Below are 25,833 nucleotides of genomic sequence, written 5' to 3' on the forward strand. Positions count from 1 at the left end.
GTTGCCTCCAGCGTCCCTCTCAGTAATGTCTATCCAACCAGACATTCGGCCAACAATGTGCAAACTCCAGTAGGCATGTTTGAAAAGGGGAAATAACCGAGTATTCCGGCGGACACATACCTACCCTGGCATGGGCCGGCTGTGACCGCCGGAATATCACTACTCGGCTTCCCTATTGCTAGCTCAGGTAGCCGTTCGGATTCAGCACGTACTTCGTGGCGGCGCCGGCGTCGAACTCCGCGTAGCCCTTCGGTGCATCCTCCAGGGAGATCGCCTTCGCGTTGACGTTCTTGGCGATGTGGACCTTGTCATGCAGGATTGCCATCATCAGCTGCCGGTTGTACTTCATCACCGGGCACTGGCCGGTGGTGAAGCTCAGCGACTTGGCCCAGCCGGTGCCGAGACTGAGCGACAGCGCGCCCTTCTTGGCGGCCTCGTCGATGCCGCCCGGGTCCCCGGTGACGTAGAGTCCCGGAATGCCCAGCGCGCCGCCGGCGGCCGTGATTTCCATCAGCGAGTTGAGCACCGTCGCCGGAGCTTCCTTGGCGTCGTGGCCATGCCCCCGGGCTTCGAAGCCGACGGCGTCGACACCGCAGTCGACTTCCGGCACGCCGAGGATCTGCTCGATCTGCTCTGCGGGCCCGCCCTCGGACAAGTCAATGGTCTCGCAGCCGAAACTGCGGGCCTGTGCCAGGCGCCCGGCGTTCAGGTCGCCGACAATCACGACGGCGGCGCCCAGCAGCTGCGCGCTGGTGGCGGCGGCCAGCCCGACCGGACCGGCCCCCGCGATGTAGACCGTGGAGCCAACGCCCACACCGGCGGTGACGGCGCCGTGGAAGCCGGTCGGGAAGATGTCTGACAGCATTGTCAGGTCCATCATCTTCTCGAGGGCCTGGTCCTTGTCCGGGAACTTCAGCAGGTTCCAGTCTGCGTACGGCACCAGGACGTAGTTGGCCTGGCCGCCGACCCAGCCGCCCATGTCAACGTACCCGTAGGCTGCGCCCGGGCGGGCGGGGTTGACGTTGAGGCAGATGCCCGTCTTCCGCTCCTTGCAGTTGCGACAGCGGCCGCAGGCGATGTTGAAGGGAACCGAGCAGATGTCCCCCACCTTGATGAATTCGACGTCCGGTCCAACCTCCACGACTTCGCCGGTGATTTCGTGGCCCAGCACCAGGTCTGAGGGTGCTGTCGTGCGGCCGCGAACCATGTGCTGGTCGGAGCCGCAAATGTTCGTGGCAACGGTTTTGAGGATTACGCCATGGCGCACCGGGCGGCCCACGTTGGCGGGGTTGACCCCCGGGCCGTCTTTGAGTTCGAAGCTGGGGTAGTCAATGTCGATCAGTTCGACCTTGCCCGGCCCCTTGTAGGCAACGGCTTTGTTCCCTGTCATCACTTTCCTCCTGGTTTCACGGACCCCAATATGAGTGTCCAGTTGTGATTCTCGAAGCGTGCTGATGCACCGTCCCCGGGCACATGTCGGCTAAACCGCGTGAAGGCGCACGCGCGTCTGCGCCGCGGGTGTGCCCGGTTGATGTGGAAGGTCCGGCCAGTCTAGGCGGTAAGCATGCTTAGGGATAGGGGCCGTTGTCCCCTTGTGGTCTGGGAGCCGACTCTCAGCTGAGCGCGGACTGCACCGCTTCAATGACCTCCGGTGAGTCCGGCTCCACGGTGGGGGCGAAACGGGCCACGACGTCGCCGTCGCGGTTCACCAGGAACTTCTCGAAGTTCCATTTCACCAGTCCGGGCAGGAAGCCGTTCTTGAATTTCGTGAGCTCGGCGTAGAGCGGGTGCTGGTTCTTGCCGCGGACGTCGGCCTTGGTGGTGAGCGGGAAGGTCACGCCGAAGTTCCGTTCGCAGAACTCGGCGATTTCGGCGTCGCCGGCGGGTTCCTGGCCTGCGAACTGGTTGCAGGGAACACCGAGCACCTGGAAGCCCTGTCCGCGGAACTTGTTGTGCAGCGCCTCGAGTCCGGCGTACTGCGGCGTGAATCCGCACTGCGACGCCACGTTCACCACCAGCACCACCTCCCCCTTGAAGCGGCCAAAGTCGGTGTCCGTGCCGTCGATGAGGGTGAGCGGGATGCTGTGCAGAGTGGTCATGGGAGGGTTCCTCGCGAAGTCGGTCATGAAGGCGTGTCCGGAGTGGTGTTCCGGAAATGGTCACGACTGTCATTCGATACCAACGCGAGGAGGTATGGGTTTATTGCACGCCTACGGCCCAGGGGTCAGCGACGGGTCCGCGGACGCCGTGGGGGCGGGCAGCGCAGGCTTCACGACCGGCGGCGGGGGCAACGCCGGTGCCGTGCTGGGCGCCGCGGCAGGCGGCGGGGGCAGCGGTGCTGTGACCGGCTCCGAGGAAGTAGGCGGCGGAGTCGTGGGCGGCGGAGTCGTGGGCGGCGGAGTCGTGGGCGGCGGAGTCGTGGGCGGCGGAGTCCTGACCGGCTCCGAGGAAGTAGGCGGCGGAGCCGTGACCGGCGGAGTCGTGGGCGGCGGAGCCGTGACCGGCTCCGAGGAAGTAGGCGGCGAAGTCGTGACCGGTTCCGAGGAAGTAGGCGGCGGAGTCGTGACCGGCGGAGTCGTGACCGGCGGAGTCGTGACCGGCGGAGTCGTGACCGGCGGAGTCGTGGGCGGCGGAGTCGTGGGCGGCGGAGTCGTGACCGGCTCCGAGGAAGTAGGCGGCGGAGTCGTGGGCGGCGGAGTCGTGACCGGCTCCGAGGAAGTAGGCGGCGGAGCCGTGACCGGCGGAGTCGTGGGCGGCGGAGTCGTGACCGGCTCCGAGGGAGAAGGCGTTGGCGTGTCCGAGCGCGTCTTCGTCGGCGAAAGCGCGTCCCCGGTGGACGGAGTGGGCTCAGGCGCAACGGACGTGGAATTTGGTGTTTCCGGTGCTAGGGGAGATTCCTGGGCGCCGCCGGCAACAACGTGCGTCCTGTCATCGGACACCGGGATAGCCCAGCCGAGGGAGGTGTTGGCGGGCTGACCGGCGTCGGGCGCGTAGCTCGCCATCTCGAAGGCGCCAAGCTGGTCCGTCTGCACGATCGGAAGAAGGATCCAATCGCGGGGGTTCTTGTGGGAGCCGTTCCGGATGGTCTCAAAGTGCAGGTGGCAGCCGGTGGAGGATCCGGTTGTTCCGACGCGGGCAATGACCTCGCCGACCCGCACCGAGTCGCCCTTCTTGACGGCGATCGCTTCAAGGTGGTTGTAGGTGGTGATGAGCCCGTTGCCGTGGTCGATTTCAACACGGTTTCCGCCACCCCACGGGTGCCAGCCGACAGCCCTCACGACGCCGGCGTCAGCCGAGTAGACACGGGTACCGCACGGCGCAGCAAAGTCCTGGCCCCAGTGGAATTCACCGGACGACCCCGTGATGGGGCTGGTTCGCAGCCCGAAGGGTGAGGACTGATGAAGCGATTCGAGCGGAGCCATGAGAAAGCCCGCGGCGGGCCGGGTCAGCCCGGCGGACGCCACGTTGAGTTCGCCGGGGACACCGTCCTTGGAAGTTGTCTCGACCATCGAACGCGGGTAGGCCACGAGCGCCAGGGCATCCGCGGTGAAGACCGCAACCGCCGGGGCCTCAGCGCCCGGAACAGCGGGAGCGTCGGCTGTGGCGGTGGTGTCCGGATCCAGCGTGACAGGTCCCACCACGCCGGCGGCCAGCGAGGGAGACTGCGTTATGGCGGCGCCGCTGCCAGACAGGCCCTGGACGCCGAAAGTCAGGACCGCCAGAGACAAGCAGAATCCACCGGAAAGACAGCGCACAGCAGTGATCCGCGCTCTAACTGCTTGCTCACCCGATGAGTTTCCCCAGTGTTTTCCCACGATGTGACTCCCGCATCCTGTTAGCCAGTCCCCAATTCCGCGGACTCACTTTCTTATGGGACCACAATCGGGGGGGCCTGTGAACCGTAGAAGCTACCCCTTTCTCACGGAAGTGGCGGCCCAGTAGTTCTGGTGACCGAGGCAAGTACTGGGCACGGCGTCGGTGGGCGAGAATGGAGTATGCGCAACCTCCTCAGGGAATGGCAGGCCGAACTAAAGCAGACCTTCACGGGGACCCGGGAGGCAGTGCCGGACTGGGTCCCCCGCCTGGCGGAAGGTGACGATCCCGGGTACCACTTGCCAGGATCGGCGGTCTGGGCCGTCCACGGGGACATGCCAACGATCGTGGCGGGAATTCGCGCTCTGCTGATGCAGGCGCTGCATCCCGGCGCGCTGGCTGGTATCCACGACCATTCCCGCTTCCGGGAGGACCCCCTGGGTAGGCTTGCCGGAACAATTCGCTGGATCTTTACGGTTTCCTACGGTTCCACTTCCGCGGCACGTGCAGCCTCCGACTGGGTGTTGCGGCTGCACGGTTCTGTGCGGGGGGACTACGTGGACGGACATGGCGTCGTCCGGAGCTATGCGGCGAATGATCCGGAACTGCTCCGTTGGGTACACATTGCCTTCACCGACGCTTTCCTCTCGGCGCACAAGATCTGGGGCAGGCCTATTCCCGGCGGTCCCGACGCCTACGTGCGGGAGTGGGCGCAGGCCGGCGAGCTCATGGGTGTGGAGTCCCCGCCACTCAGCGAGGAGGAAATGCGCCAGCAGTTGGACCTCTGGCACGACGCCGGAGAGCTCCGTTCCGACAACAGAGTCGCCGAGACTGTGGCGTTCATCCGCAATCCGCCCCTCCATCCGGCGCTGCGGCCAGGCTACCGGGTGCTGTTCGCGGCAGCCGTGGCAAGCCTCGAACCCAAGTACCGCGAGCTGCTGGGCCTGCGGACCCCCCGGCTGGGTCCCATCCCTCTGCCGGTGCGGCTGGCCACGAAGGTGACACTCGGCGTCGTCCATCTTGCTTTGGGCCGGGTGGGGCCGAGCGAGCAGGCCGCCCGGGACCGCCTCCGGCGGCTGGGCCACGACGCCTGAGGCTGGACCGGGCCCGAATCGCGGCGCCGGAATTTCCGCAGGACGCAAAAAGGCCCCGGTCCAAGGGACCGGGGCCAACCGCGGAGAATGGGGGATTTGAACCCCCGAGGGCGTTAACCCAACACGCGTTCCAGGCGTGCGCCATAGGCCGCTAGGCGAATTCTCCAGTAGCTTCTGAATCAAAAGCAGATACTAGAATACCTGAACTTCCCGGCATCGCCCAATTGGCCCCTCCGGCCCCGCCCCACGGGACATGCCCCACCCTGCCCGCGGCCAGTGGACACACTCCCGATATGCGCACTCCTGTCCCCGACAAATGGACATGTCCCACGGGATTTCCCGGGACCGGAGTGTGCGATTCGGGGCACACTCAAATGTCGGGTAAACTTACTGACGGCCCCTCATGTGGCGTCATCCTGTTGAACTCCCCCAGGACCGGAAGGTAGCAAGGGTAAATGGGCTCTGGCGGGTGCATGAGGGGTCTTTTATGTCTGTGCCGATTGGTAGGGTTTAGCTGTGACTGTTACTACCGCTCTTTACCGTAGATACCGCCCCGATTCGTTCGCGGACGTTATCGGGCAGGAACACGTCACCGAGCCGCTCATGACGGCCCTGCGCAAGAACCGCGTGAACCACGCCTACCTCTTCTCGGGCCCCCGCGGCTGCGGCAAAACCACCTCGGCCCGCATCCTGGCCCGTTGCCTCAACTGCGCCGAGGGCCCCACCGACACCCCCTGCGGGAAGTGCCCCAGCTGCGTAGAACTCGCCCGCGGCGGCTCCGGATCCCTCGACGTCATCGAAATCGACGCCGCCAGCCACGGCGGCGTCGACGACGCCCGCGACCTGCGCGAACGGGCCACCTACGCCCCCGTCCGCGACCGGTACAAGATCTTCATCATCGACGAAGCCCACATGGTTACGTCCGCAGGCTTCAACGCGCTGCTCAAGATCGTCGAAGAGCCCCCGGAACACATCAAGTTCATCTTCGCCACCACGGAGCCGGACAAGGTCATCGGCACCATCCGCTCCCGCACGCATCATTACCCGTTCCGGCTCGTGCCGCCGGAACCGCTCATGGCTTACCTTGAACTGCTCTGCGCTCAGGAAAACGTCCCCGTGGCGCCGGGCGTTCTTTCGCTCGTCATCCGGGCCGGCGGCGGCTCCGTGCGGGACTCGCTGTCAGTCCTTGACCAGCTCATGGCGGGCGCCGGCCCCACCGGGCTGGACTACGAACTCGCCGTTGCGCTGCTCGGCTACACGCACGCCTCCCTGCTGGACGACGTCGTGGAGGCCGTGGCCGCGTCCGACGCCGCCACCGTGTTCCGCGCAGTGGACCGCGTCATCCAGACCGGACACGACCCCCGCCGTTTTGTCGAGGACCTGCTCGAACGCTTCCGGGACCTCATCATCGTCAAGGCCATGCCGGAGAGCGCGCAGTCGATCCTCCGCGGCATGCCCGCGGACCAGATCGCGCGTCTGCAGAACCAGGCCCACAACCTGGGCGCGGCCGAGCTGTCCCGCGCGGCGGACGTAACCAACACGGCCCTGACCGAAATGACCGGCGCCACGTCGCCGCGGCTGCATCTGGAACTGCTCTGCGCCCGCATCCTGCTGCCTTCCTCCGAACAGACCGAGCGCGGCATTGCCGCCCGGATCGACAGGGTGGAACGCCGCCTGAATTACGCCGGGAACGACGTCGGGGCGCCCGCCGCGCCCGCCGCCCCGGCACCCGCGGTCCCGGCCGCCGCACCTGCCGCCGCAGCTGCTCCTGCCGCGGCGCCGCCGGCACCGGTTCCTGCAGCGACAGCTCCCGCCGCCGCGGTCCCCGCAGTCTCCGTGGCTGCCGTGGCCCCTGGGCCCGTATCCGAACCGGCCAGGGAAACACTCACGCCGCCGCGCGTCAGCACCGGCGACTGGCCCGTCGACGAGTCCGCAGCGGTCAACCGCGCGGATTCCGGAAGGGCCCCGGCGCGCCAGACGCCGGCGCCGATGACGCCGGCGCCGACGCCTGCGGCCGCGTCTGCGGCACCCCCTGCCCCCGTGCCGTCCGGACCGGCCCCGGCCGTGCCGGCACCATCCGCACCAGCACCAGCACCAGCACCAGCACCAGCACAGAACCAGCCGGCACCGGCGGCGCCTTCGGCCGCGCGCGCCGCGGGGTCCGGATCCGGGCCCGACGTCGAAGTCCTCCGCCGCGCCTGGCCGGAGATCCTGCAGACACTGACAAAAATCAAGCGCAGCACCTGGGCCCTCGTCGAGCCGAATGCCCAGGTGGGCCACTTCGAGGACCACGTCCTGACGCTCGCCTTCACCACCTCAGGGCTGGCCGGCGCGTTCGGCCGGGCGGATCACTCCGAGAACCTGCGGCAGGCGATCCACAAGACCATCGGCATCGAATGCCAGATCAACGCAGTGGCGAGCGGAAGCAACAGCGCAGCGAGCTCTGAGCCAAACCCAAAAGCACCCGTTAGCCGGGACGTCCCGGCCACGTCGACCGACGCGGACTGGGGCCTGCCCCCGGCCGCCGCCCCGGCTGCCTCCGTACCCTCCCAGCGCGTCCCGGGGTCGGAGTCTGCGCCCGCCGCAGCTGGTCCTGGTACGCCTGCTGCACCGGCCAAGGCGCCCGCCACTCCGGCCGCCCCGGTCCAGGCGCCCGCCACTCCGGCCGCCATGGTCCAGGCACCCGTCGCCGCAGCTGCTTCCCCTGCGCCTGCGCAGGTTCCGGCAACTGTTGCCCCCGTGGAACGTCCGTCCGCTGTGCCGGGAGCCGCAGCCGCAAGCGAAGTCCCGGTCGCCTCCGCGGAGGCCGCCGGATCCTACGCCTACCCCGACGACGACTGGGGCCCGCCGCGGGACGAGGACGCTCCCCCGCTGGACGAGGAACCGCCCATGGACTGGGACCCTGCGGCTCCAGCCGCGGCTCCAATCGTGGCGCGGACCGCCCAGCCGGCCGCACCCGCCCGCAAGAGGGCCACCTCGCCGGGACGTTCCGGCGCTGCCGCCGCGACGTCCCCAGCCGACGCTCCGGCCCCCCAACCGCCGGACACCGCCAACGACCCGTGGGCCCGTGCCGTCGAGCACGCCCCGGGTGTCTGGACGATCGGGGCGGACTCCAATGTCGGGAGCTACGCGCCCGAGAAGCCTGTGGCCCCCGAGCCCGCGCCGGAGCCGGAACCTCCGCACTACGAACCTGCGGCGGCACAGGTCCCGCACTACGCCGCAGCTGTGTCGGCTTCCGCGGCGTATGAGCCCGCCTCCTCCTCGTCCAACGGGTGGGGGGACTCCGCGGAGTTGGTGCCGGCCGGCGCCGCAGCCGCTCCAGCGTCGGCCGGCGCCATGCCAATGGCCGCGCCCGCCGCACCAGCAGCAGCCCCGGCCGCGGCCCCCGCGGCCCCCGCGGCCCCCGCAGCCCCGGTGGCGCCACAGTCGGGCCGGCAAAGCCTCTACCAGCGGCTGTCCAACAGCCCGGAAGCCGAGGCCGGCCGAGCCAAAGCCCCGGCCCGCGCCGCGGCCGCCACCGCCACCTATGTCCAGGACATCCCCAGCGCGGATGACGAAACGATCGAGGAATCGGGCGTCTTCGGACGGGCCGCCGTCGAACGCATCCTGGGCGGAAAACTTGTTGAAGAGCGGTCGTTGGACGGAAGCCCGCTGCCGCCGCGCTTCTAGCCGCTCCCCCGGGCCCTGGGCCCGCCACCACCGCAAACGAACGAGGACACAGTGTACGAAGGCGCAGTTCAAGAGCTGATCGACGAGCTCGGACGCCTTCCAGGCGTGGGGCCCAAGTCCGCCCAGCGTTTGGCCTTCCACATCCTCGAAGCCGACCCCCAGGACATGAAACGGCTCGCGGACGCCATCACCACCGTCAAGGAACGGGTGAAATTCTGCACGGTGTGCGGCAACGTCACGGAGCAGGAGCTGTGCAACATCTGCCGGGACCCGCGCCGGGACCCGTCGATCATCTGCGTCGTCGAGGAATCCAAAGACGTCCTCGCGGTGGAGCGCACACGCTCCTTCCGGGGCCGCTACCACGTGCTCGGCGGGGCCATTAATCCCATTGCGGGCATCGGCCCCGAACAGCTCAGGATCCGGGAACTCCTCACCCGGCTCAACGACGGCGCCATCCAGGAAATCATCATCGCCACCGACCCCAATCTGGAAGGCGAGGCCACGGCCACGTACCTGGCCCGCATGCTCAAGTCGATTGGCATCGCCGTCACCCGGCTGGCTTCCGGCCTGCCCGTGGGCGGTGACCTCGAATACGCCGACGAGGTCACCCTCGGACGCGCCTTCGAGGGCCGGCGCAACGCCCTGAGCTAGCGGCCGGGCGCCGGAGAGACCCGGAGGCTGAGGCCCGTCGCCCTCCGCACCGGGTGGACATGCCCAGCCCGCCGCCGTCGCCCTCCGCACCGGGTGGACATGCCCATTCTGCGGGCCCACGGATGGACATAGTGCCCATATGCCCATCCTCCGGCCCCGGCGGAGGGCATGTCCCACAAGGGCGGGAGGACATGCCCACCCTTGGCCCCCGGCGGAGGGCATGTCCAGTGCAATGGGAGCAGCACTGTCTGGCATGCGGTCACAATTCAGCAACCAAGGGGTCCCGGCGATAAACTGGGCTGAGAAGTTACGCCGTCGCGCCGTTTGGTTGCTTGGCCCAGACCCCGATAATCCAGTGAGGGTGCGCGCATGAGTTTGCCCACTACCGAAGTCCACCCCGGACCGCAGCCGCAGGAGCTGCCCGCTGCTCCCGCCACAACGAAACACCTTGTGGTGAAGAAGTTCGGCGGTTCCTCCGTGGCGGATGCCGAGGGCATTAAGCGCGTGGCCCGCCGGATCGTGGATGCCCAGAACGCCGGCGACGAGGTCGTGGTGGTCGTCTCGGCCATGGGCGACACGACCGATGAACTCCTCGACCTCGCCGCGCAGGTCACCGATTCCGCGCCGGCCCGGGAAATGGACATGCTCCTCTCCGCCGGCGAACGCATTTCGATGGCCCTGCTCGCCATGGCCATCAACAAGTTCGGCGCCTCGGCCCAGTCATTCACCGGCTCCCAGGCCGGCATGATCACCGACGGCATCCACGGCAAGGCCCGGATTATCGACGTCGACCCGCACCGCATCCGGACCGCCCTGGACAAGGGCCATATCGCGATCGTCGCGGGCTTCCAGGGCATGAGCCGCACCACGAACGAGGTCACCACGCTCGGCCGCGGCGGTTCGGACACGACGGCGGTGGCGCTGGCCGCCGCCCTGGACGCGGACGTGTGCGAGATCTTCACCGACGTCGACGGGATCTACACCGCCGATCCGCGGGTCGTTGCGTCCGCCCGCAAGATCGACCGGATCTCCAGCGAGGAAATGCTGGAACTGGCGGCGTCCGGCGCCAAGATCCTGCACCTGCGCTGCGTCGAGTATGCCCGCCGTTTCGGTGTGCCGCTGCATGTCCGTTCTTCCTTCAGCCAGAACGAAGGCACCTGGGTCATGCCCAGCGCCGACGACAAAATCACAACCCAAGAGGGAGTTGCCTTGGAGCAGCCAATCATCTCCGGTGTTGCACACGACCGTTCCGAAGCCAAGGTCACGGTTGTCGGGGTTCCCGATATCCCCGGCAAGGCTGCGGCGATCTTCCAGGTCATCGCCGATGCGCACTCGAACATCGACATGATCGTCCAGAACGTTTCAACCCACGGCACGGGCCGGACCGACATCTCCTTCACGCTGCCGATCGTTGAGGGCGCCGACGCCCTCGCCGCCCTGCACGCCGCGCAGGACCGGATCGGTTTCGAGAGCATCGAGTACAACGAGAAGATCGGCAAGCTGTCGCTGATCGGCGCCGGCATGCGTTCGCACCCGGGCGTCTCGGCACGGTTCTTCGCGGCGCTGTCCGAGGCCGGGATCAACATCAACATGATCTCCACCTCGGAAATCCGGATTTCGGTCGTCACGCACGCGGATCTGCTCGACGACGCCGTCCGCGCCATCCACAAGGCCTTCGACCTGGACAGCGATGACGAGGCCACGGTCTACGGCGGTACCGGCCGCTGAGCCACCCGCCGGGGATTGGCCCCATGAATTAACTGACGAAGGGAGCGGCATCTGCCGCTCCCTTCGTTGTGCCCCCGCAGGGCGCTGCTCAGACTTCCTCTTTCGGGAGGTCTTCCTTTCGGACAGCGTAGTGATGTCCCTGCGCGTCGGTCTCCACTTCAAAACCTGCGAGCTCCGACTCGGAGGCCGTCTCGTAGTCGTCATGCTTGTGAACGACAGGTGCGGAGTAATCCCCCCGCGAGGCAGGGCCGAAAAGGAAGCGTGCCCATGAAGACGGGTGCAGGTGCTGCCCCAGGGCAGCCTTCCTCAGTGGAAGTGCCACAATTCCCACCCCCTCTCCCGCGTCCGGGCCACGGGGAACGGCCGTGGCTGAGTGCTGGTGCCAGTGACCTTATTTTACGCCCGACGCCGGGGAAAGGCATGGGTGCCGACGCCCGGAAAGTGCCCGGCACCGGCCCGGAAATCACAGCCGGAAGCGCGGGCCCGGGGTGATTCCGGGGGCGGATCTACCGCAGCGACTTGTCCTCGGGGTTGCGGGGCACAACATAGGTGGTACCGTCGGGGCGGTGCAGGGTCTCCCACTGCTGGGTTTCGGCTTCGCGCTGGGCCAGCAGTTCCCGGTTCCGCTCCGTCATCTCGTGGCCGAGGGCACTGCGGTTGGCCGGACCGAAAATCATCCGGAGTTTGCCCATTGCGCGCATGAACCTCTGCGAGGCGTTTTCGGCGTTTCCCTTGGCCATCACTATCCACTCCTAAGAACAAGACGTCCCACCAGTGTACGCTAATGATTAGTGCACTAACTATCGATGGAGGGCCGCCGTGACAGATGTGACCGACGAAACCCAGAACGACCTTCTGCTGGAACACCAGCTCTGCTTCGCGCTCACGGTGGCCTCCCGCAGCGTCGTCGGCGCATACAAGCCGGTGCTGGACCGGCTCGGGCTGACCCACCCCCAGTACCTGGTGATGCTGTGTCTCTGGGAATCCAGCCCCCGCTCCGTTCGCGACATCAGCGACGCCCTTGCGCAGGAGCCGGCAACAATTTCGCCCTTGTTGCGACGCCTGGAGGCGGCCGGTTTCATCACGCGCCAGCGTGTGCCCGGTGACGAACGGACCCTTGCCGTGGGCCTGACCCCGCAAGGCGCCGCGTTGCGGCAGCAGGCCACCGCAGTGCCCGGCACCATGATGGACCGGCTGGGCCTGACGCGCGAGCAGGTCAGCCAGCTGCACGCCTCCATGATGGATCTGATTGCGGCCACAAAGACCGGCTCCGACGCCCCGTCCCGGCGGTAGACTAAGCAAAACACAGGAGGACTGCTGATGCGCAAGCAACTGACCCACGCGGCGCTCGTTCTGATGGCGGTAGCCGGTCTGGCCGCCTGCACGCCGGGCGGCGGAACCCCGTCGCCGTCGGCGACGTCCCCTGGCGCGACGGGCGGAACAAGCCCCTCCGCAACGGTCACTCCCTCACCGGACGCCGAAACGACAGCCCCGGCCCAGTCGCCGTCGGCCGCGCCGGTGACCTCGGGTCCCGGGCAGGGCAACGCCGAACTCGCGATCATGGTCAAACCATCCGAGACGGGCACCCCCGCGAACTTCACCCTTGTCTGCCTGGAGGGGGTCCCGGCCGCCGAGAGCCAGCATCCCGACCCTGCCGCCGCCTGCCTGGCCGTGAAGAACAATGCCGCGCTGCTCAGCCCTGCGCCCCGGCCAACCGACCAGGCCTGCACCATGCAGTACGGCGGCCCGCAGGAGGCCACGGTCACCGGTGTCGTCGACGGCCGGGCGGTCGAAGCGACCTTCACCCTGCGCGACGGCTGCGAGATTGCCGACTGGAATGCCGCCAAGGACGTCCTTGGCTCCACCGGCGGGGCTGTCTAAGCTGCACGGTCTGTCTCAGGAAGCCTGGCTGCCGCGCCAGGCCGCGCATCAGGAGCGCGTCCGCCGCTATGCGGATCCCTACCTCGCCCGTCGGTCCGCCGGCAGGAAGCACCCGGTCGAGGACTTCCTCTTCACCTACTACACCCAGAAGCCGGGCCAGCTGCTGCGCTGGCACCCGGGCGCCGGTGTCGTGCTCTCCGGTCCCGCCGCGGCGGAGCGCTCGGGCTGGAAGTACTACCGCACGCCCGACGCCGGCGAACTCGCCGCCGCCGGCCTCCCGGCGGGCAGCGCGGCCGTCACGGTCGACGTCGAGTCCTTTGTCCGGGACCGGCGGGACGCACTGCAGTTCGCCGGCATCATCCTGGCCGGGACGGCGGCGCGGCCGGCCCAGTTCGGCTGCTTCGGGCTGCACGAGTGGGCCATGGTCTACCGGCAGGACAAATTCGAGCTCCGGCACGAGTACCTCCAGTTGCGGCTCGGCTCCGAACGCACCGACGAGGTGGTGGAGGAGAACCGGATCCGCTGCTCGCACTTCGATGCCTTCCGCTTCTACACCCCGGACGCCGTGCCGCTGAACAGCCTGGCGCCGAGCCGGGAGAACCAGCGGGGCATGGAACAACCCGGGTGTCTGCACGCCAATATGGACCTGTACAAGTGGGCCTACAAACTCGCTCCGCTGCTGCCCAGCGAGCTGGTGATGGACTGCTTCGAGCTCTCCTGGCGGATCAGGGCCATGGACATGCAGGCGTCGCCCTACGACTTGGAGGAGTGGGGCTATCCCGCCATCCTGATCGAAACGGCCGAAGGCAAAGCCGAATACGTTGAGTACCAGCGGGCATTTTCCGCCGAATCGCAGGAACTGCGGCACCTGCTGCTGCGGGAGCTCACGCCACTGCTTCAATCCATCGGTTCCGGCCCCGCCCCCGAACGCACGGAAGGACAGCCATGACCGACACGCACGACCGTCGCACCCGCCACGAGATCGACCTCACCATCCGCCTGACCGAGGCCCCCGGCGGCCCGGAGCACGTCTTCCGGCTGGAGGCCAGCGGCGGCGTCCCCGCCGAGGGGTGCACCTTGCCGGATTCCACCGCCGCCCTCGCGGCGGTCACCCAGCATGGGGAGGATATTTTCTTTCCCAAGCCTGGCCCGCCGAAGATGTGCACCCAGCAGTACGGCGGCCCCCAGGTCGCCGTGGTGACGGGCTGGTTCCGGGGCCGCGAAGTCAACAGCGAGTTCAGCCGCACCGATGGGTGCGAGATCGCCCGCTGGCGCGCGATGGCGCCGCTGCTGGGCGGAGTTGCGGGCTCGACCGGGGCGATCTGACCGGCCAACGCTGACCCCGTTTCCGCGGCAACCACAGCGCTGACCGGCAGCTTAAAGGCCAATGGCCGGCGGTGGAAACCGCCGGCCATTGGCCTGTGCTGTCCGGGTTGGACTCAGCCTAGATGGCGTTGTTCGGGCGGTCCAGCTCCGGGTTCAGGAACTTGGACTGCTCCGCTGAGCCTTCCGACGTCGGCGCGACCGATGCGACGCCTGCGGCGTTCACGACAACGGTGACAAAGGTCGGTTCACTGGCACCGGCAAAAGTGATCCGACCGATGTAGGAGCCCGGCTTAAGTCCAAACCAGTTCAGCGTGACCTTACCTGTTTCACCGTTCGGCAGCACCAGCGGGTTCGGCGTGAGCGTCGCATTGTTCTCGTTGGCACCGAGAACAGCCGCATCCACGGATGCCTTGCGGGCCTTGCCGTCCGGGCTGGAGAACAGGTTCGCGTAGATCTTGTACTCGCCCGCGGCCGGATTCGCAATCGACAGCGTCTCGCTGGCCGACGCCGTGGCAACCTCTGCGGTCCCCCTGGGGGTGACAACCCACATGTCGAAGTCCGAGGCCGGGTCAGAGGAGATGACCGAGAACTTGGCCAGCGGAGCACCGGCCGGGACCGTCACAGTCTTGACGAAAGTCGAGGCATCAGAGTCGCCAACGGGTCCCGCGAACGCCCCCGGGATCAGCTCCACAGCGGAAGAGTCCGCCTTGGACAGACCGTCCAGGGTCATGGCGATCGGGTTGTCGGTGCCGGAGACAACGCTGATGTCCCCCGAGCCGGTGCCGGATTCGGTACTCAGGAAGACGTCCTTGGCGGCCACGGCCGACTGCGGGCGGACTGAGATCGGGGAGGTGACGGTCTTGCCTGCACCCTGCCAGCTCAGGGAGCCCATGGCGAACTTGCCCAGGGTGGCGTTCTTGTTCTCGAAGCTCACCTTGAAGGTCTTCTTTTCGCCGGCGGCCTTGAAGTTGAGGGCGGCCGGAGACACGCTGACCTTGATTCCGGGCACATTGGCTTTGACCTTGTAGACGCCCGGGGTCAGGGCAGTGACCGTACGGGTGACCTCGATCTTGCCGGTGAGGTTGCCCAGTGAGAAGGACGGAACGTTCATGTCCCGCGGCAGCGTGCTGGACGGCAGGCCAATGTTGACACCCGTGCCCTGGATGAACTTCAGGTAGTCCTGGAGGTTCGCGTCGTAGACCAGACCCGGATCGACCATGCGAGCCGGATCCACCTGGCCCGCGCCCGTGGCGTGGACGTCGGTGTTCTTGGAGCCGTCGGCGTTGACCACGTCGCCTGCCGTGGTCATCATGGCGGACTTGACCGTGGCCGGGGACCAGTTCGGGTTCTTGCCCAGGAGCAGCGCGCCGAAGCCGGCAACGTGCGGTGCGGCCATGGAGGTGCCGGACAGGAACCCGAACTTGTCCCCGCCCGTGCCGATCGGCGAGACGCCGGCCAGGACGGCGACGCCGGGAGCGGCGACGTCAGGCTTCAGCAGGTCGGAGCCGGTGGCCAGCAGCGGCCCGCGCGAGGAGAAGCCCGCGATCTGCGGCTGAGCCTCCAGCGGCAGCCCGGTGGTGTCCGTGCTGACCAGTGAAACGGTGGTGGCCGGGTCGGCGGTGACCTTGGCCTTGATGGCCTCGGTGGCCGGCGGGTTCACGTGGACGGTCGGGATGGAGTGCTTGTCCGTGTCCAGCGAGGAGCTGCTGAGGTTCACCAGAATCATGCCGACGCCGCCGCCGCGGGCGACTTCGGCGCTCTTGGCGACGCGGTCGAAGACCCCACGGTCACAAACGACGACCTTGCCGGCGACCTTGGCAGGCTCCAGCGTGTCAGGGCCGCACAGTGCCGCGTTCGGGTCTCCGGCCGTGATGGCCGCGTTGGCAGCCAGCACGACGCCGGCGTCCTTGACCTCTTTGTTCATGATGCTGGCGCCGCGGAACTTGGTGCCGTCGGCGAATTCAACTGTGCCCTGGAGCTCCTGGGAGAAGCTGCTGGCCGCAACCGTGGTGACCCAGGGGCCGCCGTGGTTGACGGTGCTGGCCGTCGGGCCGGAGTTTCCGGCTGACGCGGCGACGAAGATTCCTGCGGTGGACGCGTTCAGGAAGGCCACCGAAACGGGGTCGATGACGGAGGTCGCGGAGCCGGAGATGGAGTAGTTCAGCACGTCCACCCCGTCCTCCATGGCCTGCTCGACGGCGGCAACGGATGAGGAGCTGTAGCAGCCGCCCGTGCTCGGGTTGGTGTCTTCCCAGCAGACCTTGTACACGGAGAGCTTCGCGGCGGGTGCGATGCCGCTGGTCAGGCCGAAGCTGCGTCCGTCGACGAACGTCTCGACGCCGGCGTTGCCCACTGCGGTGCTTCCGGTGTGGGTGCCGTGGCTGTCGACGTCGACCGGGGACAGCAGCTCCTGCGGAGCACGGTTGGCCGGGGGAACAAACTTCTCGAAGTCCTCGGAGAAGTAGTGGGCGCTGAGGACCTTGGAATTGCAGGCAGAACCGTCGAAGTCCTCGCCTTTCTGGCACTCGCCGATGAAGGTTTCGCCGTCGGACTTGAGCATCGCGATCTTGCCGTCCGCCGTCTTGTACGGCACACCAACGACGGGACTGCCGACGAGGGGCTTGACCTCTTCTCCGGCGAAGAAGGCACTGTCCGGGGTGTAGCCGGTGTCGATGACGCCGACGACGACGCCCTTGCCGGCACCGTCCTGTCCGCCGAACTTAGTGTTCCAGGTGCCGTTCTCTCCGCTGAGCTTCAGGAAATCGGTGCTGGAGTAATCCGGGGCATTTTCCGTGTCAGGGGAAACCACAAGGACGCTGGGATCCTTGGCGAGCTTGAGGGCCTGGTCCGTGGTCAGCGTGGCGCTGAAGCCGTTGACCGCAGCGGAGTACTGGCGCTGGATCTGGACGCCCTGCTGGCGGGCGACCTCGGACTGCTTCTTCTCCAGGTGGGCCCGGTACTTCTTGACCTCGGCCTTCCCGGCGTCGAGTTTCTTGCCCGTCGCCGGTTTGGTGGCCGGAAAACCTGCCGTGCTGCCTTCGTAGCTCGCCGCCGGCTTTTCAGCCAGCTGGACGATGTAGCGCCCGTCCGGGTAGCTGCTGGGATCCAGATTCTTCTGTGCGACTTGCGCAACGGTGGATCCCGGCGCCGCGGTGGCGGGCGCGATCGCGACTGTTGACAAGAGAACCGGCAAGCCCAGGGTCAGTGCCACGGCCCTCCGGAGTCCCCCGCTTCGAAGGAAGCTCTTTCCTGGTGATTTCACGTGTTGTTGAACCTTTCATAAGGAACGGTCCCGACGCTGCCGCCGGGTCAAAGGACTGGCAGGTCAGAAAGAGCTGAGACTCTCACGGCCCCGTCGGATACCAGCCGATTCATACAGTACAGACTGAGAGCCAGATATGACATAGCCCACAAAGGGGAAATCAAAATTTGTCAAACAAATCGACAAGACCCAGCGGACCGGCAGCGCGGAAGGGTCGCCGAAGGGGCGCGGAAGCGGTCGCCGAAGGGGGCCCGGACGAGGCGTGGACGGCCGTGTCGGGTCGGCAGATCTGAGGAATCAGGAGGCTCGGGTGCCCGCTACTGGCGGGGAGTTCGGACCACTTCGCTGATCCACGCGCGGGTCTTGTCATCCAGCGGCCCGGCCACATTGCTTTCTCTGGCTTTGCGGTCCGCCCTGATCTTCTGCAGGACCATCCGGCCCAGGCCGGCGAAAACGGCGGCAGCAACAACGGGCAGGACCACGGATTTCGATTTCTCAGACATGCGCACATCCTACTGACGGCGCCCCGGGGTGACCATAGATCGGCGCAGGCCACGCCGGGCCGCGGCGCCCCTGGCCGGCGGTCTTCACGGCCCGCTGCCCCGGCACCGGGGCGGGCATAGTTCACACTGCCCGCCCGAATGCGGCCGGACGCGCCGCGGCCGGTAGAATGGGCATGCAAGCTCGCGGAGCGCCCTTTCACGCTGTATTCACCAAGCAGTCCTCACCACACAGCGGATCGGCGTGAGACGGCACCACTCCGCTGCGCCCTTACCCAATGCTCACGCACAGGAGTTGCCGGATGCCCCGGATCGTTGTCGACGTCATGCCCAAGCCCGAGATTCTCGACCCGCAGGGGAAGGCCATCGTGGGTGCACTCCCGCGCCTGGGCTTCACCGCGTTTAGCTCTGTCCGCCAGGGCAAGCGCTTTGAACTCACGGTCGATGGCGAGGTGACGGAGGAGATCCTGGCCCAGGCCCGGAACGCCGCCGAAACCCTGCTGTCCAACCCGGTCATCGAGGACGTCGTCAACGTCGAGGTCGTCGAGGCCTGAGATGACTGAACTCCCCCTGATCGGCGAGGCCGTCGCCGTGGCCGCCCGCGATTCTGGTGCTCGCAAGCTCGCCGGTGCGAAGATCGGCGTCGTCACCTTCCCCGGCACCCTGGACGACCGCGACGCCGTCCGTGCGGTCCGCCTGGCCGGCGCCACCCCCGTGGCCCTCTGGCACGCCGACACCACCCTTGGTGACGTCGACGCCGTCGTGATTCCCGGCGGTTTCTCCTACGGCGATTACCTGCGTGCCGGCGCCATCTCACGGTTCGCGCCGCTCATGGCCAGGATCATCGACGCCGCCAACTCGGACGCCAAGCTGCCCCTCCTGGGCATCTGCAACGGCTTCCAGATCCTCACCGAATCGCACCTGCTGCCCGGCTCGATGATCAAGAACGACCACCTTAAGTTCATGTGCCGCGACCAGATCCTGCGCGTGGAGAACAACACCACCGCCTGGACCCGGGACTACGCCGCCGGCCAGGAAATCACTGTGCCGCTGAAGAACCAGGACGGCCAGTACATCGCGGACGAGAAGACCCTCGATGCCCTGGAGGCGGAGGGCCGCGTTGTGTTCCGCTACGTCGGCTTCAACCCGAACGGCTCCCGCCGCGACATCGCCGGCATCTCCAACGCCGCGGGCAACGTCGTCGGCCTCATGCCGCACCCCGAACACGCCGTGGAGGCGGGTTTCGGCCCCGAAGACGGCTCCGGCACCGAGGGCCTCGGCTTCTTCACCTCTGTACTGAACAAGATCGTGGGAGACAACAAATGACGGAGACGTCGACAGGCCGGACGGCAGGCACCGCCACCGAGACCAAAAAGTTCAACATCGACACCGTCGAGAACGCGGCCAAGACCCCGGACGTCGAACTCCCCTGGGCCGAGCTTGGCCTGAAGCAGAACGAGTTCGACGAGGTCGTCAAGGTCCTGGGCCGCCGCCCGACCGGCGCCGAACTCGCCATGTACTCCGTGATGTGGAGCGAGCACTGCTCCTACAAGTCCTCGAAGAACCACCTGCGCCAGTTCGGCGACAAGGTCACCGACGAGATGAAGAAGGACATGCTGGTGGGCATCGGCGAGAACGCCGGCGTCACCAACCTGGGCGACGGCTGGGCCGTGACGTTCAAGATCGAGTCCCATAACTCGCCGTCGTTCGTGGAGCCGTACCAGGGCGCCGCGACCGGCATCGGCGGCATCGTCCGCGACATCATCTCCATGGGCGCCCGCCCGGTGGCTGTCATGGATCCGCTGCGTTTCGGCGCCATTGACCACCCGGACACGGCCCGCGTCATGCACGGCGCCGTGGCCGGCATCGGCGGCTACGGGAACTCCCTGGGCCTGCCGAACATCGGCGGCGAAATGGTCTTCGACTCGGTGTACCAGGGCAACCCGCTGGTCAACGCCCTCGCCGTCGGCGTCATGCGGCACGAGGACATCCGCCTCGCCAACGCCTCCGGCAAGGGCAACAAGGTGGTGCTCTTCGGCGCCCGCACCGGCGGCGACGGCATCGGCGGCGCATCCGTGCTGGCGTCGGAGTCCTTCGACAACACCAAGCCGTCCAAGCGCCCCGCCGTCCAGGTCGGCGACCCCTTCGCCGAGAAGGTCCTGATCGAATGCTGCCTGGAGCTGTTCAAGGGCTCCCTGGTTGAGGGCATCCAGGACCTCGGCGCCGCCGGCATCTCCTGCGCCACGTCCGAGCTGGCCTCCAACGGCGACGGCGGCATGGAAGTCGAGCTGACCTCCGTCCTGCTCCGCGACCCGACGCTGACCCCGGGCGAGATCCTGATGTCCGAGTCGCAGGAACGCATGATGGCCGTGGTCACCCCGGAGAACGTCGCCGCGTTTGAAGCAGTCATGGACAAGTGGGCCGTGGAGTACTCCTGGCTGGGCGAGGTGACCGATACCGGCCGCCTCATCATCACGTGGGAAGGCGCCGTGATCGTCGACGTCGACCCGCGCACCGTCGCCCACGACGGTCCGGTCTACGACCGCCCGTACGCCCGGCCCGAGTGGCAGGACGCCGTGCAGGCCGATGCCTTCACCGGGTCCGTGCAGGATGCCGGCCGCCCGTCCGCCCCCGCGGAACTGGCCGCCGCCATCACCGAACTCGTCGCCTCACCGAACATGTGCGACAAGTCCTGGATCACCAACCAGTACGACCGCTACGTCGGCGGCAACACCGCCATGGCGTTCCCGGACGACGCAGGAGTGGTCCGGGTGGACGAGGAAACCGGCCTGGGCGTGGCTCTCGCCACCGACGCCAACGGCCGCTACACCTACCTCGACCCGTACCACGGCGCGCAGCTGGCGCTGGCCGAGGCGTACCGCAACGTCGCCACCTCCGGCGCCGTCCCGATGGCCGTCAGCGACTGCCTGAACTTCGGCTCCCCCGAGGACCCCGACGTGATGTGGCAGCTGGCCGAAGCCATCCGCGGCCTGTCGGACGCCTGCATGGTGCTGGGCATCCCGGTCACCGGCGGCAACGTCTCGCTGTACAACCAGACCGGCACCACCCCCATCCACCCCTCCCCCGTGGTGGCCGTGCTCGGCAAGTTCGACGACGTCGCCCGCCGCACGCCGTCGGGCTGGAAGGAAGACGGCCAGGCCATCTACCTGCTCGGCACGACGGCGGCGGAACTGGACGGCTCGGAATGGTCCAACATGCGCGGACACCTGGGCGGGCTGCCGCCCAAGGTTGACCTCGCCGCCGAACGCGCCCTGGGCGAGATCCTGATCAACGCCTCCCGCGACGGCATGGTGGACTCCGCGCACGACCTCTCCGAAGGCGGCCTCGCGGCGGCCCTCGTGGAATCCTCGCTGCGCTACGGTGTGGGTGCCCGGATCGCTCTCGAGGACGTCCTGGACCGCGACGGCGTGGACCTGTTCACGGCGCTGTTCTCCGAGACCCAGGGACGCGCCGTCGTGGCCGTGCCCCGCTCCGAGGAGATCCGCTTCAAGGACATGTGCACCGCCCGCGGCTTCCCGCACCTCCGGATCGGCGTCGTGGACGCGGAAGGCGGCACGCTGGAGATCACCGGCGTCGAGACCATGAACCTCGAGTCGCTCCGCGAAGCCCACGAGGCCACCCTGCCGAAATACTTCGGCTAGCCCCGCAGCAGCCCCCACTGCGGCCGCCACCTCCATCGACTGCTCCGCAACCGCCCTTTTGAACCCTCAAAACGGCAGTTGCGGAGCAGTCGATGTGGTTTAACGGCCCGGACGCCAGCCGGCCTGGACCAGCGCGGCCCGGACCTTGGCCACCGCTGCTTTGGCGTCATTGTGCATGTGCCGGTTCGAAATCCTGACCTCGGTCCAGCCCAGGGCCGAGTACCGCTCGGACCGGGCGATGTCCCGGACAATCTGTCCCTCTTCACCGTGTTGCTCGCCCTCGTACTCGATGCCGATCTTGTATTTGCGATAGGACAAGTCGGGTTGGTGGTGCCGCGTTCCATCGTCGTCAATGACCGGCACGTTCAGTTCTGGTTCCGGAAGACCGCCCCGGACAATGGCCAGCCTCAGCAGGGACTCCTGCGGCGAGTCCGAGCCCACCCGTATGAGTTTTATGGCCTCGCGCGCCTTGCGGATTCCGCGTTTTCCTCTGTGGCGGTCGATCATCCGCTGCAGATCCCCGAGGCTGCATAACGGCAGGTCCCTGCCCTCGAACTCAAGCCGGGGGATGCGGACGCAGCTGTCGCCGGCCACAACGAGTTCGTCCACGGTCAGCATTTCCGCGAGATCCAGCCAGGTGCGCTCCGGTGTGGTGAGGGGAATCCCGTCCAGGAGCGTGATCTCGTCGTCGTAGAGCTTCATCCGGTGCACGATGACATGTGGACGGTTGAGATGGGCTGCACCCTCGGGCCTGATCACGTGGTACATCGGCGGTCCCTCCTTTTGACGACGCGCCGGAAGCGAACCAAGCTCCGCCGCGGTGAGGTGCGACGCGGCGCATCGCTCATTGACCTCAATGAAAGGCCGCACTCTCACGCTCAGCGGAAGCCCCGGCGTCGGGTTCTGGGAGCGAATCCCTTTCCCGAGCGCTGACAGGGAGCGGTGCCGGAGCCGCTTGGGCGACACTCCGGCCTCTGTGGCTTCCACGATGGTGAAGGGGCGTCCACGGAAGTCGTCCGGGAGCGGGCGTGCGGTCTTCATGGCTTCATGAGACCAGAACCGCGGGAACGCCGCAGAAGTTATCCACACACCCAATCCGCTGCTCCACAGGTGCCGTTATGACACCTCATAAGGGCGTTTACGGAGCAATTGATGGTTTCAGTCGTCGCTGCGGAGTTCGCGCTGGCGGGCGCTGAGCAGTTCCAGTTCCGGCCGTGCCGCGACGAAGCGTTCGACGGCGGCCAGCACCTCCACGAGGTGCGCCCGGTCCGCCGCGACCAGCCCGACGCCGATCACGGTGCGGCGGTACTGGTCGTGCAGGCCGGCCTCGGTCACGGAGACTTCGAAGCGGCGCTTGAGCTCGGCGAGCACCGGGCGCACCACGGAGCGCTTCTCCTTCAGGCTGTGAACGTCTCCGAGGAGGACATCAAATTCAATCCAGCCGATCCACATGCCTTCATCGTATCGAGTGCTCCGTAACTGCCGTTTTGGGCCCCAAAAGGGCAGTTACGGAGCACTCGACGGGGGTTAGATGGTGAGCTCGCCCATCCGGTCCCAGCCCTCGCCGTCGAACTGGCGGCTGATGATCTGCGGCGTCTCCCGGAGGGCCTGGGGCATATCCGCCATGGCCTGCTTGAAGTGCGCGCTGTTGACGTGGTCCCCGGCGGCGTCGTCCTTGAAGGCCTCGACCAGGACGAACTCGTTGGGGTCGTCCACACTGCGGGACCAGTCGAACCACAGATTGCCCGGCTCCTGGCGGGTGGCCAGGGTGAAGTCCTGCACGAGGCCGAGCCAGCGGTCGGACCAGTCGGGCTTGACCTTGAACTTAACGACAATGAAAATCACGGGAACTGCCTTTCGATCGGGCGGGACGGTGTTCCATTCTTGCAATAGGACAACGCGGGGTCACATCCGGCCGGTCGCGTGGGCGGAGATGGGCCGTAGGTGACCCCGCGTTGCAGTTGAGGGGCGGGTTCAGCAGGACTCGATCGCTTCGCGGGCCAGTTCCTGCTGCCGCGGGGTGCCGACGCGTTCCGCCCACTGCCCGGCGAGCTGGAACTCCACCATCGCCTCGGTGCAGCGCCCGGCGTCGTGCAGTGTCCAGCCCAGGTTGTTGTGCAGGGCCACGAGCCACTGTTTGGTCCTCTCGTCGTGCACGGTGGACGCGTATTCCAGGGCGCTGCGGGTCCAGGTCCCGGCGTGGGCCGGATCCGCGATGGCGAGCATATGCAGCGCGTCCACGGCCAGGAATTCCTCGCCCAGGTGGTCCGCGAGTTCGGCGGCCTGTTCAAAGAGCGGCACGGCCATCTCCGGGTGGCCGCTGGAGTTCAGCACCCGGCCGCGTTCCAGCAGGACGCGGACGGCCACTGTGGGCTCGTCGCCGTCGATCGCGTCCAGCAGCGCATCGGCTTCCTCGAACCTGCCCTGCAGGCCGATGGCGCGGCCCAGCTGGGTGGTCAGCTCGGCGCGTTCGTCAGCGTCGTAGGCCGGATCGGCCACTGCCGCCCGGAAGCTGGCTTCGGAGGCCTGCGGATCCTCAAAATTCCATAGTTCATCAAGGGTGGTTTGGTTCAGCATTGCCTGCTCCTGATCAGCTCTCACCTGCGGCCAGTTGACGTGCACTGTCAATGTATCGGGAAATGATGTGTCTTTGCGCGGCCCTGGCCGCTGCCCCGCCCGCGGCGTAGAACCAGTTGGAGTGCCTGCTGAAGGCGGTGATGGTGAAGGTCACGGCGCCGGCGGAGTCGATGGAGACCTCAAACGACTCCTCGCCGCGCTCCGGATGGCCGGGGAGCGTGCCGTAGCCGAACCCTGCCGACTGCGCCGTGTTTCCGGGGACCGGGTGCCGCACCCACACGACCTCGCACGGCGCTTTGACCCTGAAGGGTCCGACGCCGAACCCGCTGACAATCCGTGAGCCGTACTCCACCGTCTCCGTTTCGGTCCGGACCCGCAGGCCGGACCGGCGCTGGATCTGCCAGTGGAGAATGCCGTCGGCAACACGACGGTAAGTCTCGAAGCCCTCCCCCAGGCGGGCACGGGCCTGGGACCGGTCGAAGCCCTCCGGCGACCGGCCCTCGCTGGTGAATCCGATGCCGGGATAGTTCAGTTCGCCCCGGGCGATCCGCGCGTTCACCCCCGTCCGCCGTCGGCCATCCGCGCCCAGCCCAGCTGCTCCTGCTGCCGGCGGCTCAGCGATGCCACGACGAGGTCGTAGGAATCCTCCACCATGTCGCGGACCATCGCGTCGGGCAGGGACCCGTCCAGGCGCACCCCGTTCCAGTGCTTCTTGTTCATGTGCCACGCTCCGGTGATCTCCGGGTGCGCGGCGCGCAGCTGTTCGGCCAGGGCGGGCTCGCACTTCAGGCTGACGGAGAAGTCGGCGGCCGCCAGGGCGGAGAGGGCGAACATCTTGGCTTCGTGGCGGGCACCGCCGGACACCGCGGCCCGCACCTTGAAGACAGACGTCTCCGGACCGAACGGGAAGTCCTCGAAGGCGCCGGGAAAGCCCAGGCAGATTCCCCGGAGTGCAGCTGCGTCCATGCTCCGAGCCTACTGGCAGGCCCGGACATTGCGCAGGCGCGCTGTGCGGATGGGACCGCCGGCCCCGCCGGCTCCGGCGGAAGTCCGGTCAGAGGCCGAAGCGCCTGGCGTCCTGCGCGGGGCAGGCGTTCATGATGACGTCGAGCCCGGCGGCTTTCGCCCGCGCGGCGGCCGCCTCGTCGATGACACCGAGCTGCAGCCAGACCGCCTTGGCGCCGGCGGCGATCGCCTGGTCCACCACGGCCCCCACCTTCTGGGAATTCACAAAGCAGTCGACGACGTCGATCGGCTGCTTCTCTGCGGGGATGTCGGCGAGGGCGGCGTAGCCCGTTTCCCCGTGCACGGGATCGGCCGGCAGATTCACCGGGATGATCTCCATCCCGAGCCGGTCCCGGATGAACAGGGACGTGTCATAGGCGGCACGCCACTGGTTCGTGGACAGGCCGACAATGGCCCACCGCCCCTTGGTGCGCATGAGCTTTTCGAGGACTGCCGGATCGTTGACGTGGGCCATGAGCACAGCCTAACCGCCACGGCGCCGGCGGGGCGGCAAGGACCCCGCACCCCGGCCGCCAGCCGCCCCAAACGGACCGGGCAGCGGCCGGTCATTGCGTGCTGTCGAACAATTGACCGGCGTCCGGCCCGCAGGCAGGGCAGATTCGAATATTACGCAGGACAAACCCACCCATTTGGGAAAAAGCGCC

The 25,833-nt window shown here is 67.4% G+C and carries 25 protein-coding genes, 1 tRNA gene, 1 other RNA gene and 1 pseudogene; 13 read left to right on the top strand and 15 right to left on the bottom strand.

Annotated elements, in window-relative coordinates:
- Nucleotides 1–178 precede the first annotated feature (178 nt).
- Entirely contained in the window at nt 179–1,390 is a 1,212-nt protein-coding gene (fdhA, locus tag ABIC21_RS12530; RefSeq protein ID WP_354350723.1) for a formaldehyde dehydrogenase, glutathione-independent, read from the bottom strand.
- A gap of 223 nt (nt 1,391–1,613) precedes the next feature.
- Nucleotides 1,614–2,099 carry a glutathione peroxidase gene (locus ABIC21_RS12535; protein ID WP_354350724.1) on the bottom strand — a complete coding sequence of 162 codons (486 nt, stop codon included), beginning with the start codon at nt 2,097–2,099 and terminating at the stop codon, nt 1,614–1,616.
- A 94-nt stretch (nt 2,100–2,193) separates the two neighbouring features.
- On the opposite strand from ABIC21_RS12535, the gene ABIC21_RS12540 reads away from it, so the two are divergent.
- The gene (locus ABIC21_RS12540) at nt 2,194–2,976 is read left to right on the top strand and encodes a hypothetical protein (RefSeq protein WP_354350761.1); all 783 of its coding nucleotides are present in this window, start codon (nt 2,194–2,196) and stop codon (nt 2,974–2,976) included.
- Nucleotides 2,977–3,068: 92 nt separating this feature from the next.
- On the opposite strand, the pseudogene ABIC21_RS12545 reads toward ABIC21_RS12540, so the two are convergent.
- Nucleotides 3,069–3,509: pseudogene (locus ABIC21_RS12545) on the bottom strand (M23 family metallopeptidase); the annotation flags it as partial.
- 486 nt (nt 3,510–3,995) lie between these two features.
- Between ABIC21_RS12545 and ABIC21_RS12550 the strand changes: the two are divergent.
- Complete coding sequence (locus ABIC21_RS12550) at nt 3,996–4,907, top strand: oxygenase MpaB family protein (protein WP_354350725.1); 912 nt, start codon at nt 3,996–3,998, stop codon at nt 4,905–4,907.
- A gap of 81 nt (nt 4,908–4,988) precedes the next feature.
- Here the strand turns inward: ABIC21_RS12550 and ABIC21_RS12555 are convergent.
- Nucleotides 4,989–5,073, bottom strand: a tRNA-Ser gene (locus tag ABIC21_RS12555).
- A gap of 226 nt (nt 5,074–5,299) precedes the next feature.
- Here ABIC21_RS12555 and ffs point away from each other — a divergent pair.
- From ffs to ABIC21_RS12575, 4 genes are all read left to right on the top strand, one after another.
- Nucleotides 5,300–5,396: signal recognition particle sRNA small type (gene ffs / locus ABIC21_RS12560), an RNA gene on the top strand.
- A 27-nt stretch (nt 5,397–5,423) separates the two neighbouring features.
- Nucleotides 5,424–8,576: a DNA polymerase III subunit gamma and tau gene (locus ABIC21_RS12565; RefSeq protein ID WP_354350726.1), complete on the top strand. Its 3,153-nt coding sequence runs from the start codon at nt 5,424–5,426 to the stop codon at nt 8,574–8,576.
- A 51-nt stretch (nt 8,577–8,627) separates the two neighbouring features.
- Nucleotides 8,628–9,227 carry a recombination mediator RecR gene (recR, locus tag ABIC21_RS12570; RefSeq protein ID WP_354350727.1) on the top strand — a complete coding sequence of 200 codons (600 nt, stop codon included), beginning with the start codon at nt 8,628–8,630 and terminating at the stop codon, nt 9,225–9,227.
- 369 nt (nt 9,228–9,596) lie between these two features.
- Nucleotides 9,597–10,955 carry an aspartate kinase gene (locus tag ABIC21_RS12575; protein WP_354350728.1) on the top strand — a complete coding sequence of 453 codons (1,359 nt, stop codon included), beginning with the start codon at nt 9,597–9,599 and terminating at the stop codon, nt 10,953–10,955.
- Between the two features lie 88 nt (nt 10,956–11,043).
- Here the strand turns inward: ABIC21_RS12575 and ABIC21_RS12580 are convergent, their stop codons facing one another.
- Nucleotides 11,044–11,250, bottom strand: a complete 207-nt coding sequence (locus tag ABIC21_RS12580; RefSeq protein WP_354350760.1) for a hypothetical protein — start codon at nt 11,248–11,250, stop codon at nt 11,044–11,046.
- A 211-nt stretch (nt 11,251–11,461) separates the two neighbouring features.
- A complete protein-coding gene (locus tag ABIC21_RS12585) occupies nt 11,462–11,695 on the bottom strand; it encodes a hypothetical protein (RefSeq protein ID WP_354350729.1) in 234 nt (77 codons plus the stop codon).
- A 79-nt stretch (nt 11,696–11,774) separates the two neighbouring features.
- Here ABIC21_RS12585 and ABIC21_RS12590 point away from each other — a divergent pair, with 79 nt between their 5' ends.
- From ABIC21_RS12590 to ABIC21_RS12605, 4 genes are read left to right on the top strand one after another with little or no spacing between them, the layout of a single operon-like run.
- The gene (locus ABIC21_RS12590; RefSeq protein ID WP_354350730.1) at nt 11,775–12,248 is read left to right on the top strand and encodes a MarR family winged helix-turn-helix transcriptional regulator; all 474 of its coding nucleotides are present in this window, start codon (nt 11,775–11,777) and stop codon (nt 12,246–12,248) included.
- A 27-nt stretch (nt 12,249–12,275) separates the two neighbouring features.
- A complete protein-coding gene (locus tag ABIC21_RS12595) occupies nt 12,276–12,836 on the top strand; it encodes an SSI family serine proteinase inhibitor (RefSeq protein ID WP_354350731.1) in 561 nt (186 codons plus the stop codon).
- Entirely contained in the window at nt 12,793–13,785 is a 993-nt protein-coding gene (locus ABIC21_RS12600) for a 3-methyladenine DNA glycosylase (protein WP_354350732.1), read from the top strand. Before ABIC21_RS12595 ends, ABIC21_RS12600 begins: the two co-directional genes overlap by 44 nt.
- Nucleotides 13,782–14,162 (top strand): serine protease inhibitor, encoded by a 381-nt coding sequence (locus ABIC21_RS12605; protein ID WP_354350733.1) that lies wholly within the window; start codon nt 13,782–13,784, stop codon nt 14,160–14,162. Before ABIC21_RS12600 ends, ABIC21_RS12605 begins: the two co-directional genes overlap by 4 nt.
- A gap of 118 nt (nt 14,163–14,280) precedes the next feature.
- On the opposite strand, the gene ABIC21_RS12610 is transcribed toward ABIC21_RS12605, so the two are convergent.
- Both ABIC21_RS12610 and ABIC21_RS12615 read right to left on the bottom strand, forming a co-directional pair.
- Complete coding sequence (locus ABIC21_RS12610) at nt 14,281–17,373, bottom strand: S8 family serine peptidase (protein WP_354350734.1); 3,093 nt, start codon at nt 17,371–17,373, stop codon at nt 14,281–14,283.
- Between the two features lie 368 nt (nt 17,374–17,741).
- The gene (locus tag ABIC21_RS12615) at nt 17,742–17,927 is read right to left on the bottom strand and encodes a hypothetical protein (RefSeq protein WP_354350735.1); all 186 of its coding nucleotides are present in this window, start codon (nt 17,925–17,927) and stop codon (nt 17,742–17,744) included.
- A gap of 299 nt (nt 17,928–18,226) precedes the next feature.
- Between ABIC21_RS12615 and purS the strand changes: the two genes are divergently transcribed.
- From purS to purL, 3 genes are read left to right on the top strand one after another with little or no spacing between them, the layout of a single operon-like run.
- Nucleotides 18,227–18,478, top strand: coding sequence for a phosphoribosylformylglycinamidine synthase subunit PurS (gene purS, locus ABIC21_RS12620; protein WP_011690410.1), 252 nt, complete (start codon nt 18,227–18,229; stop codon nt 18,476–18,478).
- A 1-nt stretch (nt 18,479) separates the two neighbouring features.
- Nucleotides 18,480–19,250 (top strand): phosphoribosylformylglycinamidine synthase subunit PurQ, encoded by a 771-nt coding sequence (gene purQ, locus ABIC21_RS12625; RefSeq protein WP_354350736.1) that lies wholly within the window; start codon nt 18,480–18,482, stop codon nt 19,248–19,250.
- The gene (gene purL, locus ABIC21_RS12630) at nt 19,247–21,586 is read left to right on the top strand and encodes a phosphoribosylformylglycinamidine synthase subunit PurL (protein ID WP_354350737.1); all 2,340 of its coding nucleotides are present in this window, start codon (nt 19,247–19,249) and stop codon (nt 21,584–21,586) included. Before purQ ends, purL begins: the two co-directional genes overlap by 4 nt.
- A 99-nt stretch (nt 21,587–21,685) precedes the next feature.
- Here the strand turns inward: purL and ABIC21_RS12635 are convergent, their stop codons facing one another.
- The 7 genes from ABIC21_RS12635 to ABIC21_RS12665 all read right to left on the bottom strand — a co-directional run bounded on the left by ABIC21_RS12635 (nt 21,686) and on the right by ABIC21_RS12665 (nt 25,643).
- Nucleotides 21,686–22,627 carry a putative endonuclease domain-containing protein gene (locus ABIC21_RS12635; RefSeq protein WP_354350738.1) on the bottom strand — a complete coding sequence of 314 codons (942 nt, stop codon included), beginning with the start codon at nt 22,625–22,627 and terminating at the stop codon, nt 21,686–21,688.
- Nucleotides 22,628–22,744: 117 nt separating this feature from the next.
- Nucleotides 22,745–23,038: a DUF503 domain-containing protein gene (locus tag ABIC21_RS12640; RefSeq protein WP_354350739.1), complete on the bottom strand. Its 294-nt coding sequence runs from the start codon at nt 23,036–23,038 to the stop codon at nt 22,745–22,747.
- Nucleotides 23,039–23,113: 75 nt separating this feature from the next.
- The gene (locus ABIC21_RS12645; RefSeq protein ID WP_354350740.1) at nt 23,114–23,431 is read right to left on the bottom strand and encodes a putative quinol monooxygenase; all 318 of its coding nucleotides are present in this window, start codon (nt 23,429–23,431) and stop codon (nt 23,114–23,116) included.
- A 129-nt stretch (nt 23,432–23,560) separates the two neighbouring features.
- Nucleotides 23,561–24,163, bottom strand: a complete 603-nt coding sequence (locus ABIC21_RS12650) for a hypothetical protein (protein WP_354350741.1) — start codon at nt 24,161–24,163, stop codon at nt 23,561–23,563.
- A gap of 13 nt (nt 24,164–24,176) precedes the next feature.
- Nucleotides 24,177–24,722: a DUF1990 domain-containing protein gene (locus ABIC21_RS12655; protein ID WP_354350742.1), complete on the bottom strand. Its 546-nt coding sequence runs from the start codon at nt 24,720–24,722 to the stop codon at nt 24,177–24,179.
- Entirely contained in the window at nt 24,719–25,129 is a 411-nt protein-coding gene (locus ABIC21_RS12660) for an MmcQ/YjbR family DNA-binding protein (RefSeq protein WP_354350743.1), read from the bottom strand. The genes ABIC21_RS12655 and ABIC21_RS12660 overlap by 4 nt, the downstream gene beginning before the upstream one ends.
- Before the next feature lie 88 nt (nt 25,130–25,217).
- Nucleotides 25,218–25,643 (bottom strand): CoA-binding protein, encoded by a 426-nt coding sequence (locus tag ABIC21_RS12665; protein ID WP_354350744.1) that lies wholly within the window; start codon nt 25,641–25,643, stop codon nt 25,218–25,220.
- Nucleotides 25,644–25,833: the final 190 nt, after the last annotated feature.

The sequence above is a fragment of the Pseudarthrobacter sp. PvP090 genome, assembly GCF_040547365.1.
Taxonomy (GTDB): Bacteria; Actinomycetota; Actinomycetes; order Actinomycetales; family Micrococcaceae; genus Arthrobacter.